The sequence below is a fragment of the Pseudomonas abyssi genome, from assembly GCF_003444685.1.
In the GTDB taxonomy this organism is placed as follows: Bacteria; Pseudomonadota; Gammaproteobacteria; order Pseudomonadales; family Pseudomonadaceae; genus Halopseudomonas; species Halopseudomonas abyssi.
The window spans coordinates 1,067,696-1,081,523 of sequence record NZ_LMAZ01000001.1 but is presented as its reverse complement, the minus strand read 5'-3'; the positions used below and the strand labels follow the sequence as shown (position 1 = coordinate 1,081,523).

Sequence of the window (13,828 nt, the reverse complement as noted above, 5' to 3'; positions counted from 1 at the left end):
TTTGTGCTGTCGAAAGGATAGGTGAACGCGACGAGCATGGACCCGGTTGTGATCAACCAGCAGCCAGCGGAAACAGTCGATGGAAGTTATCCGTGGTCTGCTGCTGCAACTGCTCCAGGGTTTCGCCGCGCAGCTCGGCGAGAAACGCCGCCACCTCGCAAACGTACTGCGGCTCATTGGGCTTGCCACGATGCGGTACAGGGGCGAGATAAGGTGAGTCGGTTTCGACCAGCAGGCGGTCAGCCGGCACCTGCCGGGCGACCTCACGCAGCGCGTCGGCATTGCGGAAGGTAACGATACCCGAGAGCGAGATGTAGTAGCCCATATCCAGCGCAGCACGGGCCATGGGCCAGTCTTCGGTAAAGCAATGCAACACACCGGCATTGGCCAGATCGGCTTCGCGCAGCATGTCCAGGGTGTCCTGACGGGCAGCGCGGGTGTGGATCACCACGGGCTTGCCGGTTTCCCGAGCCGCCTGCAGATGAATGGCAAAAGACGCCTTCTGCTGTTCAGCCAGCTCCGGCTCATAGTGATAATCCAGCCCGGTCTCACCGATAGCCACGGTACGCGGGTGCGTTAACTGGTCCAGCAGCCAGGCCAGGTCTGTTGCTCGTCCATCCTTCAGGTCGAGCGGATGCACGCCGACGCTGCAGAAGACATCGGCGTGTGCATCAGCCAGTTGCTGAACGGTGGCGGCATTGTTGGCGTCCACGCCAATGCACAGAAACTTGCCGACGCCGCGCGTACGGGCGGCATCCAGCAGGGCATCAAGGGAACCGTCGTAGGGAGTCAGATCAAGGCGATCAAGATGGCAGTGCGAGTCAATCAGCATAACAACTACATGGTGTGGGTCGGGCGGTCCGACTGCAGCGCGCCGGCCAGATAGGTTTCGATCTTGCTGCGGGCGGTATTGTCCTGGTCACTGAACTGCACGCCGATGCCCGCAGCGCGGTTACCTTGAGCGCCCTTGGGGGTCACCCAGATGACCTTGCCGGCAACCGGAATCTTCTCTGGCTCTTCCATCAGGTTAAGCAACATGAAGACTTCATCACCCAGGCGGTAGCTTTTGTTGGTCGGGATGAACAACCCACCGTGCTTGACGAACGGCATGTACGCCGCGTACAGCACAGACTTGTCCTTGATGGTCAGCGACAGAATGCCGTTACGCGGACCCGGAGCAGCAGGGGTGGTCATCTGTTATTCCTTTTTGGTATCAGGCAATGGCTGGAAGGTTAACGCCTTTCAGCCAGCGTTTTCCACTCTGCGAGCAGCTTTTCCAGAAACAGTTGGCGATTAAGGTTCGCTTTGTTATCGAATTGGCGGCGATGTGCCAGCAACCACTCTTGCCAGTGTAGCAGCGCCAGCGGCTGCACACGTTGCGCCATGTAACCCAGCACCTTGTCCATGTCCGCGTTGCTGGCCGTTTCCTGGGCCCGCTGCTGCAGCTTGAGCAAATCCAGCGTCCAGTCGGCAAACCAGTCAAGCAACAGCTCTACCGGCACCGCGTTCCACTGCTCGCACAGGCGCGGCGCCGATATCTGCCCCTTAAGCAGCGCCTTGACGCCCTCAACAACCTTGTCACGCAGGGCCAAGGCGTCCATCTGCTGCAGCGCCAGCGCACGCAAAGGTGCCCCACCCGCCATCTGCAGCAGCAAGCCTTGCTGCTCGGCAGTGCTGTCAGGCAACTCAGCGGCGAGCCAGGACAACGCCTGCTGCTGACCCGGAGCGCCCAGTGGCTGCACCCGGCAACGGCTGCGAATGGTCGGCAGCAGGCGGCTGGGCTGATCACTGATCAATAGCAGATAAGTATCAGCCGTTGGTTCTTCCAACGATTTGAGCAATGCGTTGGCAGCATTCTGGTTCATTGCCTCGGCCGGTTGCAGCAACACCACCTTGCGGCCTCCCTGCTGGGCAGTCTGGGCAATAAAGTCGACCAACCGGCGAATGGCATCAACACGAATCGCCTTGCCCTGCTCTTCGGGCGCGATGCTAAGCAGATCGGGATGGCTGCCGGCCTGGCGTAACAGACAGCTGCGGCACTGCTGACAGGCCTGGCCGCCAGTTGGCTGCTCGCACATCAGCCAGGCCGCGAACGCGGAAGCAAAAGCGCGCTTGCCTGCGCCCGACGGCCCGGTAAACAGATAGGCGTGAGCAAAGTGCTGCTGCCCCACCAGCGCCTGCCAGTGCCCCTGGTGCCAGGGCATCGCGGTGGTCACATCAGCCACGCCAACGCTCCAGAACCTGTTCGATGAACGGCTGCAGACGCTGCTGGACCTGATCCAGATCAGCGCTGGCATCGACGATCACATAGCGCTCGGGCGCCAGCTCCGCCCGACTCAAATAGCTACTGCGCACCGCCTCGAAGAACGACTGCTGCTCACTTTCGAAGCGGTCCAGCGCACTGCGTGCGCGCGCTCTGGTCATACCGACCTCGACCGGTACGTCCAGCACCAGGGTCAGATCGGGTCGCAGGTCACCCTGAGTCCAATGCTCCAGCGCGGCGATGCGCGTCAGGTCAATACCCCGGCCACCGCCCTGATAGGCATAGGTGGCGTCGGTAAAGCGGTCGCTGATGACCACACGGCCAGTCGCCAGGGCCGGCCGAATGACCCGATTCAGATGCTGCGCGCGAGCGGCGAACACCAGTAGCAGCTCGGCATCATCGTCCATCGGCTCTTCATGGTGCGCCAGCAACAGCCCGCGTATTTGTTCGGCGATAGGCGTACCGCCTGGCTCGCGGGTCAGCAACGGCTCACAGCCCGCCGCGCGCAGCGCAGCGGCAATATAAGCGAGGTTGGTCGACTTGCCGGCGCCTTCAGGGCCTTCCAGGGTGACAAAGACGCCAGTCATGGCGCTGCCTCCGACGCCGGGCTGGAGCGGTAGTCGCTGCGCCGCTGCAGCTGATAGGCACGCACCGCCCGGTTGTGTTCGCTCAGCGAATTGGAGAACACATGGGAGCCATCGCCCTTGGCGACAAAATAGAGGCTCTTTCCGGGCTCCGGCTTGACCGCAGCTTCCAGCGCCTCGCGTCCGGGCATGGCAATCGGCGTTGGCGGCAGGCCGTCAATGACGTAGGTGTTATAGGGCGTGGCCTGCTGCAGATGACGGCGACGGATATTGCCCTGATAGTCAGCCCCCATGCCGTAGATCACCGTGGGGTCGGTCTGCAGACGCATACCTATCTGCAGACGACGAGTAAAGACGCCTGCAATCTGGCCACGCTCAGAGGGCACGCCGGTTTCCTTTTCAACAATGGAGGCCAGAATCAGCGCCTCGTAGGGGGACTTGATCGGCAGGTTGTCGGCGCGCGTCTCCCAGACCTCGGCAAGTACCGAGGCCATGCGCTTATGGGCACGGCGCAGAATGTCCTGATCGCTCATACCCAGGGTGTACTGATAGGTGTCGGGGAAAAAGCGACCTTCCGGATGCTCACCCTCAAAACCCAGGGACGCCATCACCTCGGCATCGCTCAGATCAGCATCAAGGCTCTGCTTCAGCTTGTCGGCAGCACGCAGTGCGGCACGCACCTGATGGAAATTCCAGCCTTCGACCAGCGTCACCGAGCGCTGCAACACCTCGCCCCGCTCCATCATGTGCAGCAACTCTGCCGCAGTCATTTCCGGCTGCAGCTGGTACTCACCAACGTGCAGCACCGCGCCTTCCATCTGCCACTGCCAATAGCGCCGCAACCAGGCGGCATCATGCAGCACACCCTGCTGCTGAAGTTCGCTGAACACCCGCGCCGGGCTGCTGCCCGGCTGAACCACCAGCGTTTCGGGATCGCTCAGCTGCAGCGGCTGATGCAGCGCTCGCTGCAGGGTGACAAACCCCCAGACACCACCACACAGCGCTGTAACCACGCCCAGAAACAGCGCTACGACTAAAAATTTGCCAATACTTTTCACTGATAAACCTGTTCTGCCAGGGTTTGCAGGAGGCGGGTCTGTGGCCCTACCGGCCAGCTCCGCTCGCCCAGCCGCACCACCGGCCAGACTCCAATCAGGCTGTTGCAGCAGCAGACTTCCTGCGCACTGTACAGCATATCCATATCCATAACCCGCTCTTCAGCCGGCACGCCCTGCGCCGTCAGCGTATCGAGCAAATAGTCACGCATGACACCGCGCACACCGCAATGGTCCAACGACGGCGTAATCCAGCCGCCATCGCGCCAGACCAGCAGATTGCTCATGGTGCACTCGACCGGCCGTCCCTGCTGGTCACAGACCAGCCCTTCGGCAAACTCCGTGCTCTGCCACTCGCCGCGCGCCAATACCTGGTCCAGCCGATTGAGGTGTTTGAGCCCCGCCAGCAACGGCTGCTCGGACAATCGGGTGCGGCAGGGAAAGAGTGCGATACCATCGCGAAGACGGGGATCGGTAGCCGCTAGCGGCGCAGCGGAGAGAATGCGACTGGGCGTTGGCTGCTCTGGCGGTGCGTAACCGCGCGGGCCGGAACCACGTGTCAGTGTCAGCTTCAACACGCCCTCACCCAGCCTTGCGGCCGCAGCCACCAGTTCTGCCTCGATCAACGCCAGATCAACAGACAGCGACAAGGCCGCGCAGCCACGTTGCAGACGCTGCAGGTGACGCGTCAACAACGGCATACGTCCGCCAACCACCCGCAACGTCTCGAACAGGCCGTCACCGTAGGCCAGCCCCCGATCACTCAGGGGCAAGCTGTCAGCCAGCTCGCCATTGACCTGGGTCCAGCCCGCTACCTTGCCGTCCCCCGTCATTCGCAGCGACGGAATACCAGGCTACCGTTGGTGCCACCAAAACCGAAGGAGTTGGACAACACCACATTCAGCTCGCGCTGCTGCGCCTGATGCGGAACATAGTTCAGATCGCAATCCTCGTCGGGGTTGTCCAGGTTGATGGTCGGCGGAGCAACCTGATCACGCAGCGCCAGCACACTGAACACGGCCTCGACGGCGCCGGCAGCACCGAGCAGATGACCGGTCATGGACTTGGTCGAACTGATCGCCAGTTCGCTGGCATGGGCACCGAATACGCTCTTGACCGCACGCGTCTCGGCAACATCGCCGGCGGGAGTCGAGGTCCCGTGGGCGTTGATGTAATCCACCTCGTCCGGATTCAGGCCGGCGTCCTTGAGAGCGTTGTCCATACACTTGGCGCCGCCACGACCGTCTTCCGGTGGTGCGGTCATGTGATAGGCATCGCCGCTCATGCCGAAGCCGACCAGCTCGGCGTAAATGGTCGCGCCGCGCGCCTTAGCGTGCTCATACTCTTCCAGCAGCATGGCGCCGGCACCGTCGGACAGGACAAAGCCATCGCGGTCACGATCCCAGGGGCGACTGGCACCCTGCGGGTCATCATTGCGGGTAGACATGGCACGCGCCGCGCTGAAGCCGCCCAGACCCAGGCCGGTGGTGGCCATTTCAGAACCGCCAGCGACCATCATGTCGGCTTCGCCGTAGGCGATATTGCGCGCAGCCATGCCGATGCTGTGCGTACCCGTAGTGCATGCCGTGGTCAGTGCATAGTTGGGTCCCTGCAAGCCATACTGGATGGAGAGGTAACCCGCGACCATGTTGATGATCGACCCTGGCACAAAGAAAGGCGAAATCCGGCGCGGGCCGCTGCTCAGCAACTGCTCGTGGTTCTTCTCGATATTGGTCAAACCGCCAATACCCGAGCCCATCACCACGCCGATGCGATCACGGTTCTGGTCGGAGATTTCCAGACCGGAATCCTTGATGGCCTGGATACAGGCCGCCAGACCGTACTGAATGAACAGATCCAGCTTACGCGCTTCCTTGGCCGCCATGTACAGCTCAACCTCGAAGTCGCGTACTGACCCGCCAATACGGGTAGAAAAGGCACTGACATCCATATGCTCGATCGGGCCGATACCACTCTTGCCCGCCAGCGCGGCCTGCCAACTGCTTTCGACCGTATTACCCAGGGGAGACAACATTCCCAGACCAGTTACTACCACGCGTCTGCGCGACACGGCACACTCCTTATTAAACGCTTGAACATCACGACAGCCGGCACCGGCCGCGAAACTGCCCTATTGTCGACGCAAACGACGACAGCGGCAAGACAGGCCAGCGTCCATCAACAAGCCGGCCGGCCCTGCTGCGCCCGGCCAAAACACGCAGACACAAAAAAGCCGCAGGTCCGTGAGGCACTGCGGCTTTTTATGTCAGCAAGCGACGTGATTACTTCTGGTGAGCATTCACGTAGTCGATGGCTTCCTGAACGGTGGTGATCTTCTCGGCTTCTTCATCCGGAATCTCGGTCTCGAATTCTTCTTCGAGAGCCATCACCAGCTCAACGGTGTCCAGGGAGTCAGCGCCAAGATCTTCAACGAAAGAAGCGCTGTTGGTGACTTCTTCTTCTTTGACACCGAGCTGCTCGGCAACGATTTTCTTGACGCGTTCTTCGATGGTACTCATACCTTGTTCTCACTCCTATTTGCAGTTCCGAGAAGCCGGACTGCGGGTAGTTTATAGAAACAATTCTCTTGGTTTCAAGCGTGAATCGTATCTGACGCAAATGAGGTCAAAGCCTGCGGCTTCCACCTATTGAAACTCGTCACCGCCGACAGCTGTGCCGCCGGCGGCAGCCAGTTACATATACATGCCACCGTTGACCGGCAGTGTAGCACCGGTAATGTAGCCCGCACTTTCGCTCGCCAGGAAAGCAACCGCGGCTGCGATTTCCTCAGCCTGCCCCAGGCGCGCCAGTGGAATCTGCTCCAGCATGACCGAACGCTGGCTGTCATTAAGCGCACGCGTCATGTCGGTGTCAATAAAGCCAGGTGCAACCGCGTTCACAGTAATGGCTCGAGACCCTACTTCACGGGCCAGTGCACGGGTAAAACCTTCCATACCCGCCTTGGCTGCCGCGTAGTTGGACTGACCGGCATTACCCATGCCACCGACTACCGAACTGATGTTGATGATACGCCCCCAGCGACCCTTGGTCATGCCCCGCAGGACAGCCTTGGACAAACGGTAGACCGAGCTCAGGTTGGTGCCGATGACGTCATCCCACTCATCATCTTTCATGCGCATCAACAGGTTATCGGCAGTAATACCCGCGTTGTTGACCAGAATCGACGGCGCACCGTAGCTCTCCGTGATCGCAGCCAACACTGCAGCAACTGATTCGGGGTCACGTACATCCAGCTTCATGCCGGTGCCCTTGTAGCCTGCAGCCGCCAGCTTGTCGCCAATTGCCTGGGCGCCCTGATCACTGGTTGCTGTCCCTACAACGACGGCACCCTGCGCTGCCAGCGCGTGGGCAATCGCCTGCCCAATGCCTCTGCTCGCGCCGGTGACCAGCGCTACCTTTCCTTCCAGACTCATGTCCTGCTCCTCAAGCAAACTGTGCGCGACAGGCCTCAAAACCCGCAGCACTTTCCAGGCTGTGATTGTTGACGCCTTTGGCGCAACGCTTGTTCAGCCCACCGAGCACCTTGCCCGGACCGCATTCGACCAGATCAGTCACACCCTGATCAGCCATATATACCACCGATTCAACCCAGCGCACCGGGCTGTAGAGCTGCTCAACCAGCAGTTGACGCAGCGCCGCCTGATCGGCCGCCGGACGCGCCGTCACGTTCTGCACCAGGGTAATTTCAGGTGCCTGCCAGGTCAGCGCAGCAAAGTCGTCCGCCAGCTGCTCGGCGGCTGGCTGCATCAGTGCGCAGTGCGAGGGCACACTGACCGGCAGCGGCAGCGCGCGCTTGGCACCAGCGGCCTTGCAACCCTCAATGGCACGCTCAACCGCCGCCACCTGGCCGGCAATAACGACCTGCCCCGGCGCATTAAAGTTCACCGCACTAACCACCTCACCCTGAGAGGCTGCAGCGCAGAGATCAATGATCTGCTGATCTTCCAGACCCAGAATCGCCGCCATGCTGCCCTGCCCTTCGGGGACGGCCTGCTGCATCAGCTGGCCACGACGCTCAACCAGGCGAACAGCCTCGGCAAACGGCAGTACGCCGGCGGCAACCAGCGCCGAATACTCACCCAGGCTATGGCCCGCAACAAAGTCAGGGCGTGCAGCAGACTGCTCACACCATAGGCGCCAGAGCGCTACCGATGCAGTCAGGATAGCCGGCTGCGTGCGGTCAGTGCGATTCAAATCAGCTTCGGGACCATTCTGGCTCAGCGCCCACAGATCATAGCCCAATGCATCAGAGGCTTCGGCAAAGGTATCCTTGATGACGGCGTGCTGTTCAGCCAGCTCACCAAGCATGCCAACCGACTGCGACCCCTGACCGGGAAAAACAAAGCCGAGGGAATACGTCATATCATCATCCTGTTATCAAAAGATTGCAGAGCTAAGGGGCTGGACCACGCTGCGTTTTTTGTCGCCTGACGGGCGATCTTGCAGACCGCAACAAGCAGGCGCACAAACAGCAACAGACCCCAACTGGTTTTTTGGATGCACCACTCCCGACCAAGGTCACAGCGCAGCCCGATATTCCTGCACACACCCGGCAATGCGCTCCGGCAGCCGTACCTCGCAGGCGCGCATGGTATGTCCAATGGCCGCCACCATGGCCGCCTCGTCTGCCGCGCCATGACTCTTCATCACAACACCGCGCAACCCGAGCAAGCTGGCCCCGTTGTAGCGCGCCGGATCGTGGCGCTCGCGCACGGCACGCGTCGCATGCAATACCAGCGGTGCCAGCCAGCGTAGCAGACGACTACCCGCCACTGCCGCGCGCAACTCGGCCTGCAGATAGCCAGCCAGACCCTCGCTGGCCTTCAGCAGCACATTGCCGACAAAGCCGTCACACACCACCACATCAGCCTCGCCCCGAAACAGCCCGTCACCCTCTATGTGCCCGATGTAATTCAGCTGGGCACAGGACGCCAGCAAGGCGGCAGCATCACGCACCTGACGGTTGCCCTTGTGGGTTTCACTGCCGATATTGAGCAAGGCCACCCGCGGCGCGGAATTACCACTCAACTGCGCAGCGGCAGCCGAGCCCATAAGCGCAAACTCGAATAGTTGCTCGGCCGGACAGTCGACATTAGCGCCCAGATCCAGTACGTGGCAGAGCTTACCGGACACCGGCAGGGCCGCCATGATTGCCGGCCGCCGCACACCATCGAGTGTACCCAGCACCGAGCGCGCCAGTACCATCAGCGCCCCGGTATTACCGGCGCTCAGACAGCCGTCCACCTCGGCATCGCGCACCAGCTGCAAGGCGACACGCATGGACGCATCACGCTTGCCACGCAGTACGCTGGCAGGCGGATCATCAGCAAGAATCTGTTCACGGGCAGGCCGCAAGACAATCCGCCCGGAGGCGAGATCGGCAGGTGTCAGCAACGGTTCAACGCAATCAGCAGCGCCAACCAGAGTGATATGCAGGGAGGGATACAGAGAGAGGCTGCGCCGGGCAGCGGAGACAATGCAGCGGGGACCGCGGTCCCCGCCCATCACATCAATCGCTATGCGGATTGACGCGGACAAAACTTATTCGTCGTTGTCCTTGTTCACTACCTGACGACCACGGTAGAAACCGTCAGGAGAAACGTGGTGACGAAGATGAGTTTCACCAGTGGTCTTGTCGACAGACAAGGCAGCGGAGGACAGCGCATCGTGGGAACGACGCATGCCGCGTGCGGAACGGGACTTTTTGTTCTGCTGAACAGCCATGACTAATAAGCTCCTAAGCTCAGGTATCGCGTTTTAAATTGGCCAGCACGCTGAAAGGATTAGGCTTCTCAGACTTTTCCTCCAGCTCCGCCGTCTCAGGGCGATACCCTGGCGGATGCTGACATGTTTGTGGCGGATGCATCGGCACTGCTGGCAGCGCCAACAGCAGCTCGTCTTCGATCAGCGCAAACAGATCGAGAGGCTCCTCACCCACAAAAACCGGTTCATACCGACGCGGCAGCTGCTTGGCGGCCTCGTCGCTTTTTACAAACCCCACATCACATTCACTGTCAATCGGCACCACGACCTGCTCCAGGCAACGCTGACACACCAGCGGTGCATCTACCTGATAACGGCCATGCATAGTGGCGATACCCTGTTCGTCGCGAGAGAAGTACAGTTCGACCTGTACATCGCCCGTCGGCGCATCCAGCAGCGCAGCCAAACGCCCAAGGCTGGACGTCTTCACCACGCCTTCCAGCGTGATTCTGCGGTCTACCAGCCGGAGCGGCTCGATGTGCGGGGGTATGGTTCCAGACATAAGCGCGCAATTCTAGGGGTACATGCCCCGCCTGTCAAAACTATTTAGACTCGATCGTCGTGCCGTTCGGCGGCTCGCAAACCGCCCACAGATGCCGCTACCATGGGCGCCCAGCCAACCGGAGAGTCACCATGCTGCCACTTGTCCTTGCCTCGAGCTCAATCTACCGCAAAGCCCTGCTCGAACGCCTGCAACTCCCCTTTGAGTGCGCAGCGCCGGACATTGACGAGACAGCGCAGCCCTTAGAGTCCGCAGCCAGCCTGACCGAGCGCCTGGCCCGCAACAAGGCACAAGCCCTGGCCGAGCGCTACCCTACCCATCTGATCATCGGCTCCGACCAGGTTGTCCTGCTGGACGGCGAGCCCGTCAGCAAACCGCTTGACCACGCCGGCGCGGTCGATCAGCTCACCCGCAGCAGTGGCCGCACCCTTACCTTCTCTACCGCGCTGTATCTCTACAACAGCGCCAGCAAACAGGGGCAGGGTATCGTCGAGCCCTATCACGTCACCTTTCGCTCGCTGAGCAGCGGCGAAATCGAACGCTATCTGCGCACTGAGCAGCCCTACGATTGCGCCGGCAGCTTCAAGTCCGAAGGCCTGGGCATCACCCTGATCGAACGCATGCAGGGCGACGACCCCAACAGCCTGATCGGCCTGCCGCTCATCCGCCTGCGCGCGATGCTGGCAAAAGAAGGCGTTCAGCTGCCGTAATCAACGCAGCTGCGGACCATCCAGGCCGGCACGCGTAGCCAGCTCAGCCCCCATACTGGCGCCCAGCTGACGGGTAAAGCGCTGCAGCGGCGACTCCTGGCGAGTAAAGTCAACCAGCTCTTCAGCACCGACCACATCGCGCGCCACTGCAGAGGTGCTGGACAACCCGTCGATCAGCCCCAACTCCAGCGCCTGCTCACCCGACCAGACCAGACCGCTGAACAGATCCGGGCTTTCCTTGAGACGATCTCCACGCCCTGCTTTCACGCTGTCGATGAACTGCTGATGAGTGGTATTCAGCACCTGTTGCCAGAAAGCCCTTTCCTCCGGCTTCTCCGGCTGAAACGGATCAAGAAACGCCTTATGCTCGCCGGCCGTATAGGTCCGCCGCTCCACCCCCAGCTTCTCCATCGTACCAACAAAGCCGAAGCTGGCAGCCGTCACACCGATCGAGCCGACCAGACTGGCCTTGTCGGCGTAGATCTCATCAGCCGCCGACGCAATGTAATAAGCACCGGATGCACCAAGATCGGTAATCACCGCATACAGCTTGATATCCGGATGCAGCGCACGCAGACGCTTGATCTCATCGTAGACGTAGCCGGACTGCACCGGACTGCCGCCCGGGCTGTTGATACGCAGCACCACACCCTTGGTATTTTCATCCTCAAACGCCTCACGCAGCGCCCCTACCAGATTGTCGGCGCTGGCTTCCTCCTGATCAGCAATGACACCGCGCACCTCGATCACTGCCGTATGCGGCCCGACACTGGTTGCCGCACCCATTTTGCCAAACGGCGAGATGAGCAAGAGCGCAACAAACAGATATACAAAGGTCAGCGTCTTGAAAAAAATCCCCCAGCGACGCGAGCGACGCTGCTCCTGCAACGAAGCGGTCAGCGTATTTTCAAGCAGCTTCCAGGCCTTAGCATCCTCCTTGGCCTCACGGCGTTGCTCACCCGATACCATATTGCCTTCCGTCCAGCGATCCTGATCCATCAAACTCTCTCCAACCCGATACCACGAGACCCTGCCCGCTGCCCGGACAACCAGGGCGCAAGCTCGACAAATCTGTCCACACACACCGCCGGCGTCAGCTGCTCGAGCTGACCGCGCGACTGCGCGCCATAACTGACCCCCACCGCGCGCACGCCGGCGTTGTGGGCCATCTGAATATCAAAACAGCTATCACCCACCATGACTGCCGCCCCGGAACCACGCCCCAGCTGCCGCAAAATCTGATGCAGCATGGCCGGATCCGGCTTACTGACAGTCTCGTCAGCGCAACGCGTGGCGTCAAAGTAATCCAACAGATCATGCTGACCGAGCACCCGGTTCAGACCACGACGCCCTTTACCCGTTGCAACAGCAAGCAGGTAACCCTCCTCACGCCAGTCATCCAATGCCTGCCGAACACCAGCAAACAAGGGCACCGCCTGCTGATCATCACTCAGATAGATGTCACGGTAGGCCTCGACCACCGGCACCGCCAGATCAGGACGCTGTGGAAACAGCACCGCAGCGGCCTCCGGCAGGCCAAGCCCGATAATCCCCTTGACCGCCTCGTCACTGGGCACCGGCAAACCGACAGCCACCGCAGCGCTTTGCATGGTGCTGACGATGTGACCTATCGAGTCGGCCAGAGTGCCGTCCCAATCGAAAATCAGCGTATCAATCACCATCAGCGGCCAACCTGCGCAGCGTATCGTCCCACATGGGGCCCGGCTCGGCCTGCACTTCCAACGCTTCGCCATCGGCCAGCGTCACCGCCAGCGAGCGCGCATGCAGGAACAGTCGCTTGCCGCCCAACTCACGCAGCTCCCGGGAAAACTCATCATCACCGTACTTGGGATCACCGCCAATCGGGTGACCGGCGTGCTTGGCGTGCACACGAATCTGATGGGTACGCCCGGTGACGGGCCGCGCCTCGACCAGGGTGGCGCGATCACCAAAGCGCTGCAGCACACGAAACTCGGTCAGACTTTCCTTACCTGCCGGATCCACCTCGACCATACGCTCACCGGACCGCAGGTTATTTTTCTGCAACGGCGCATGCACCTTTTTTGTCGCCCCCGGCCAACGCCCCCGCACCAGCGCCCAATAGCGCTTGTTCACGCCATCGCCACGCAGCGCGGCGTGCAGATGGCGCAGCACGCTGCGCTTTTTGGCGATCATCAAACAACCCGAGGTATCGCGATCCAGCCGATGCACCAACTCCAGCTGCGGGCAGTCCGGACGCAACTGGCGCATTGCCTCGATTACGCCAAAGTGCAGACCACTACCACCGTGCACCGCCAGACCTGCCGGCTTGTTGACCACGATCAACCCCTTATCCTCAAACAGAATATTCTGCTCAAGCGCATTGAGAATGCCCTGCCCTACCAGCACCGGCTCATCCGGTGCCGGCAGCCGGACCGGCGGTATGCGCAGCAGATCACCCGCCTGCAACCGGTAGTCAGGCTTGACCCGCCCTTTATTCACCCGCACCTCGCCCTTGCGCAAGATGCGATAGACGAGTGTTTTCGGCGCCCCCTTGAGGCGCGTGATCAAATAATTATCAATGCGCTGCCCCGCCTGATCGGCGGAGATTTCATCGAATTGAACCTGGGCGGGAAGGTCTGAAGCGGTGTTTTTCATCGGCGCATCATACAATTTTTCATGCAATTGAAGCACTTAAAAAATGCTGCTATAGTCCGGCGAGCTGCCGATTCTGCAGCCGGGGAACTCAGGCCAAACAAATGCCTGCCACCCCCAGAAACAACCACACGGCGGCCTGACGCAGCAAGCAGAACTCAAAACGTCGACAGGCCCTGTGTTAGACGACTGGACGCCGAAGGGCGATCAGACCATTAACCCGCTCCCGTTCAATATACGGAGCGGCACCCGATTCAGATGGGTAAGTGTTTAGGTGGAGATGCACAGCTTCAGGA

At 60.8% G+C, this 13,828-nt stretch carries 17 protein-coding genes; 1 reads left to right on the top strand and 16 read right to left on the bottom strand.

Features of this window, described 5'->3' with window-relative positions:
* Positions 1 to 52: 52 nt before the first annotated feature.
* The 13 genes from ASB58_RS05035 to ASB58_RS04975 all read right to left on the bottom strand — a co-directional run bounded on the left by ASB58_RS05035 (position 53) and on the right by ASB58_RS04975 (position 10,188).
* Positions 53 to 832, bottom strand: coding sequence for a TatD family hydrolase (locus ASB58_RS05035; RefSeq protein WP_118129546.1), 780 nt, complete (start codon positions 830 to 832; stop codon positions 53 to 55).
* A gap of 5 nt (positions 833 to 837) precedes the next feature.
* The gene (locus tag ASB58_RS05030; RefSeq protein ID WP_096004676.1) at positions 838 to 1,194 is read right to left on the bottom strand and encodes a PilZ domain-containing protein; all 357 of its coding nucleotides are present in this window, start codon (positions 1,192 to 1,194) and stop codon (positions 838 to 840) included.
* 38 nt (positions 1,195 to 1,232) lie between these two features.
* Positions 1,233 to 2,216 (bottom strand): DNA polymerase III subunit delta', encoded by a 984-nt coding sequence (locus ASB58_RS05025; protein ID WP_407920669.1) that lies wholly within the window; start codon positions 2,214 to 2,216, stop codon positions 1,233 to 1,235.
* A gap of 1 nt (position 2,217) precedes the next feature.
* Positions 2,218 to 2,850 carry a dTMP kinase gene (gene tmk / locus ASB58_RS05020; RefSeq protein ID WP_118129545.1) on the bottom strand — a complete coding sequence of 211 codons (633 nt, stop codon included), beginning with the start codon at positions 2,848 to 2,850 and terminating at the stop codon, positions 2,218 to 2,220.
* On the bottom strand, positions 2,847 to 3,896 hold the full coding sequence (gene mltG, locus ASB58_RS05015; RefSeq protein ID WP_118129997.1) for an endolytic transglycosylase MltG: 1,050 nt from the start codon (positions 3,894 to 3,896) through the stop codon (positions 2,847 to 2,849). The genes tmk and mltG overlap by 4 nt, the downstream gene beginning before the upstream one ends.
* A 5-nt stretch (positions 3,897 to 3,901) precedes the next feature.
* Positions 3,902 to 4,735: an aminodeoxychorismate lyase gene (gene pabC, locus ASB58_RS05010; RefSeq protein WP_118129544.1), complete on the bottom strand. Its 834-nt coding sequence runs from the start codon at positions 4,733 to 4,735 to the stop codon at positions 3,902 to 3,904.
* Entirely contained in the window at positions 4,732 to 5,973 is a 1,242-nt protein-coding gene (fabF, locus tag ASB58_RS05005; protein ID WP_096004673.1) for a beta-ketoacyl-ACP synthase II, read from the bottom strand. The genes pabC and fabF overlap by 4 nt, the downstream gene beginning before the upstream one ends.
* 211 nt (positions 5,974 to 6,184) lie before the next feature.
* A complete protein-coding gene (gene acpP, locus ASB58_RS05000) occupies positions 6,185 to 6,421 on the bottom strand; it encodes an acyl carrier protein (protein WP_088275384.1) in 237 nt (78 codons plus the stop codon).
* Positions 6,422 to 6,595: 174 nt separating this feature from the next.
* Positions 6,596 to 7,336 carry a 3-oxoacyl-ACP reductase FabG gene (fabG, locus tag ASB58_RS04995; protein ID WP_118129543.1) on the bottom strand — a complete coding sequence of 247 codons (741 nt, stop codon included), beginning with the start codon at positions 7,334 to 7,336 and terminating at the stop codon, positions 6,596 to 6,598.
* Positions 7,337 to 7,346: 10 nt separating this feature from the next.
* On the bottom strand, positions 7,347 to 8,285 hold the full coding sequence (gene fabD / locus ASB58_RS04990; protein WP_118129542.1) for an ACP S-malonyltransferase: 939 nt from the start codon (positions 8,283 to 8,285) through the stop codon (positions 7,347 to 7,349).
* A 156-nt stretch (positions 8,286 to 8,441) separates the two neighbouring features.
* Positions 8,442 to 9,461 carry a phosphate acyltransferase PlsX gene (gene plsX, locus ASB58_RS04985; protein ID WP_118129541.1) on the bottom strand — a complete coding sequence of 340 codons (1,020 nt, stop codon included), beginning with the start codon at positions 9,459 to 9,461 and terminating at the stop codon, positions 8,442 to 8,444.
* A gap of 3 nt (positions 9,462 to 9,464) precedes the next feature.
* Positions 9,465 to 9,647 (bottom strand): 50S ribosomal protein L32, encoded by a 183-nt coding sequence (gene rpmF, locus ASB58_RS04980; protein ID WP_065335934.1) that lies wholly within the window; start codon positions 9,645 to 9,647, stop codon positions 9,465 to 9,467.
* A gap of 19 nt (positions 9,648 to 9,666) precedes the next feature.
* Positions 9,667 to 10,188, bottom strand: coding sequence for a YceD family protein (locus tag ASB58_RS04975; RefSeq protein WP_118129540.1), 522 nt, complete (start codon positions 10,186 to 10,188; stop codon positions 9,667 to 9,669).
* Positions 10,189 to 10,319: 131 nt separating this feature from the next.
* On the opposite strand from ASB58_RS04975, the gene ASB58_RS04970 reads away from it, so the two are divergent.
* Positions 10,320 to 10,898, top strand: a complete 579-nt coding sequence (locus ASB58_RS04970) for a Maf family protein (protein ID WP_118129539.1) — start codon at positions 10,320 to 10,322, stop codon at positions 10,896 to 10,898.
* On the opposite strand, the gene sppA is transcribed toward ASB58_RS04970, so the two are convergent.
* Genes sppA through rluC form a run of 3 tightly spaced genes read right to left on the bottom strand, consistent with a single transcriptional unit; the run spans position 10,899 to position 13,535 of the window.
* Positions 10,899 to 11,867, bottom strand: coding sequence for a signal peptide peptidase SppA (gene sppA, locus ASB58_RS04965; RefSeq protein WP_118129996.1), 969 nt, complete (start codon positions 11,865 to 11,867; stop codon positions 10,899 to 10,901).
* A 29-nt stretch (positions 11,868 to 11,896) separates the two neighbouring features.
* Positions 11,897 to 12,580, bottom strand: a complete 684-nt coding sequence (locus ASB58_RS04960; protein WP_118129538.1) for an HAD-IA family hydrolase — start codon at positions 12,578 to 12,580, stop codon at positions 11,897 to 11,899.
* Entirely contained in the window at positions 12,570 to 13,535 is a 966-nt protein-coding gene (gene rluC / locus ASB58_RS04955) for a 23S rRNA pseudouridine(955/2504/2580) synthase RluC (protein WP_118129537.1), read from the bottom strand. Before rluC ends, ASB58_RS04960 begins: the two co-directional genes overlap by 11 nt.
* Between the last annotated feature and the right edge of the window lie 293 nt (positions 13,536 to 13,828).

Excerpts from the sequence above, each read along its gene's own strand:
- ASB58_RS05035 (WP_118129546.1), bottom strand. The coding sequence starts at position 832 with ATGCTGATTGACTCGCACTGCCATCTTGATCGCCTTGATCTGACTCCC.
- ASB58_RS05030 (WP_096004676.1), bottom strand. The coding sequence starts at position 1,194 with ATGACCACCCCTGCTGCTCCGGGTCCGCGTAACGGCATTCTGTCGCTG.
- tmk (WP_118129545.1), bottom strand. The coding sequence starts at position 2,850 with ATGACTGGCGTCTTTGTCACCCTGGAAGGCCCTGAAGGCGCCGGCAAG.
- pabC (WP_118129544.1), bottom strand. The coding sequence starts at position 4,735 with ATGACGGGGGACGGCAAGGTAGCGGGCTGGACCCAGGTCAATGGCGAG.
- acpP (WP_088275384.1), bottom strand. The coding sequence starts at position 6,421 with ATGAGTACCATCGAAGAACGCGTCAAGAAAATCGTTGCCGAGCAGCTC.
- fabG (WP_118129543.1), bottom strand. The coding sequence starts at position 7,336 with ATGAGTCTGGAAGGAAAGGTAGCGCTGGTCACCGGCGCGAGCAGAGGC.
- fabD (WP_118129542.1), bottom strand. The coding sequence starts at position 8,285 with ATGACGTATTCCCTCGGCTTTGTTTTTCCCGGTCAGGGGTCGCAGTCG.
- rpmF (WP_065335934.1), bottom strand. The coding sequence starts at position 9,647 with ATGGCTGTTCAGCAGAACAAAAAGTCCCGTTCCGCACGCGGCATGCGT.
- ASB58_RS04975 (WP_118129540.1), bottom strand. The coding sequence starts at position 10,188 with ATGTCTGGAACCATACCCCCGCACATCGAGCCGCTCCGGCTGGTAGAC.
- ASB58_RS04970 (WP_118129539.1), top strand. The coding sequence starts at position 10,320 with ATGCTGCCACTTGTCCTTGCCTCGAGCTCAATCTACCGCAAAGCCCTG.
- sppA (WP_118129996.1), bottom strand. The coding sequence starts at position 11,867 with ATGGTATCGGGTGAGCAACGCCGTGAGGCCAAGGAGGATGCTAAGGCC.
- ASB58_RS04960 (WP_118129538.1), bottom strand. The coding sequence starts at position 12,580 with ATGGTGATTGATACGCTGATTTTCGATTGGGACGGCACTCTGGCCGAC.
- rluC (WP_118129537.1), bottom strand. The coding sequence starts at position 13,535 with ATGAAAAACACCGCTTCAGACCTTCCCGCCCAGGTTCAATTCGATGAA.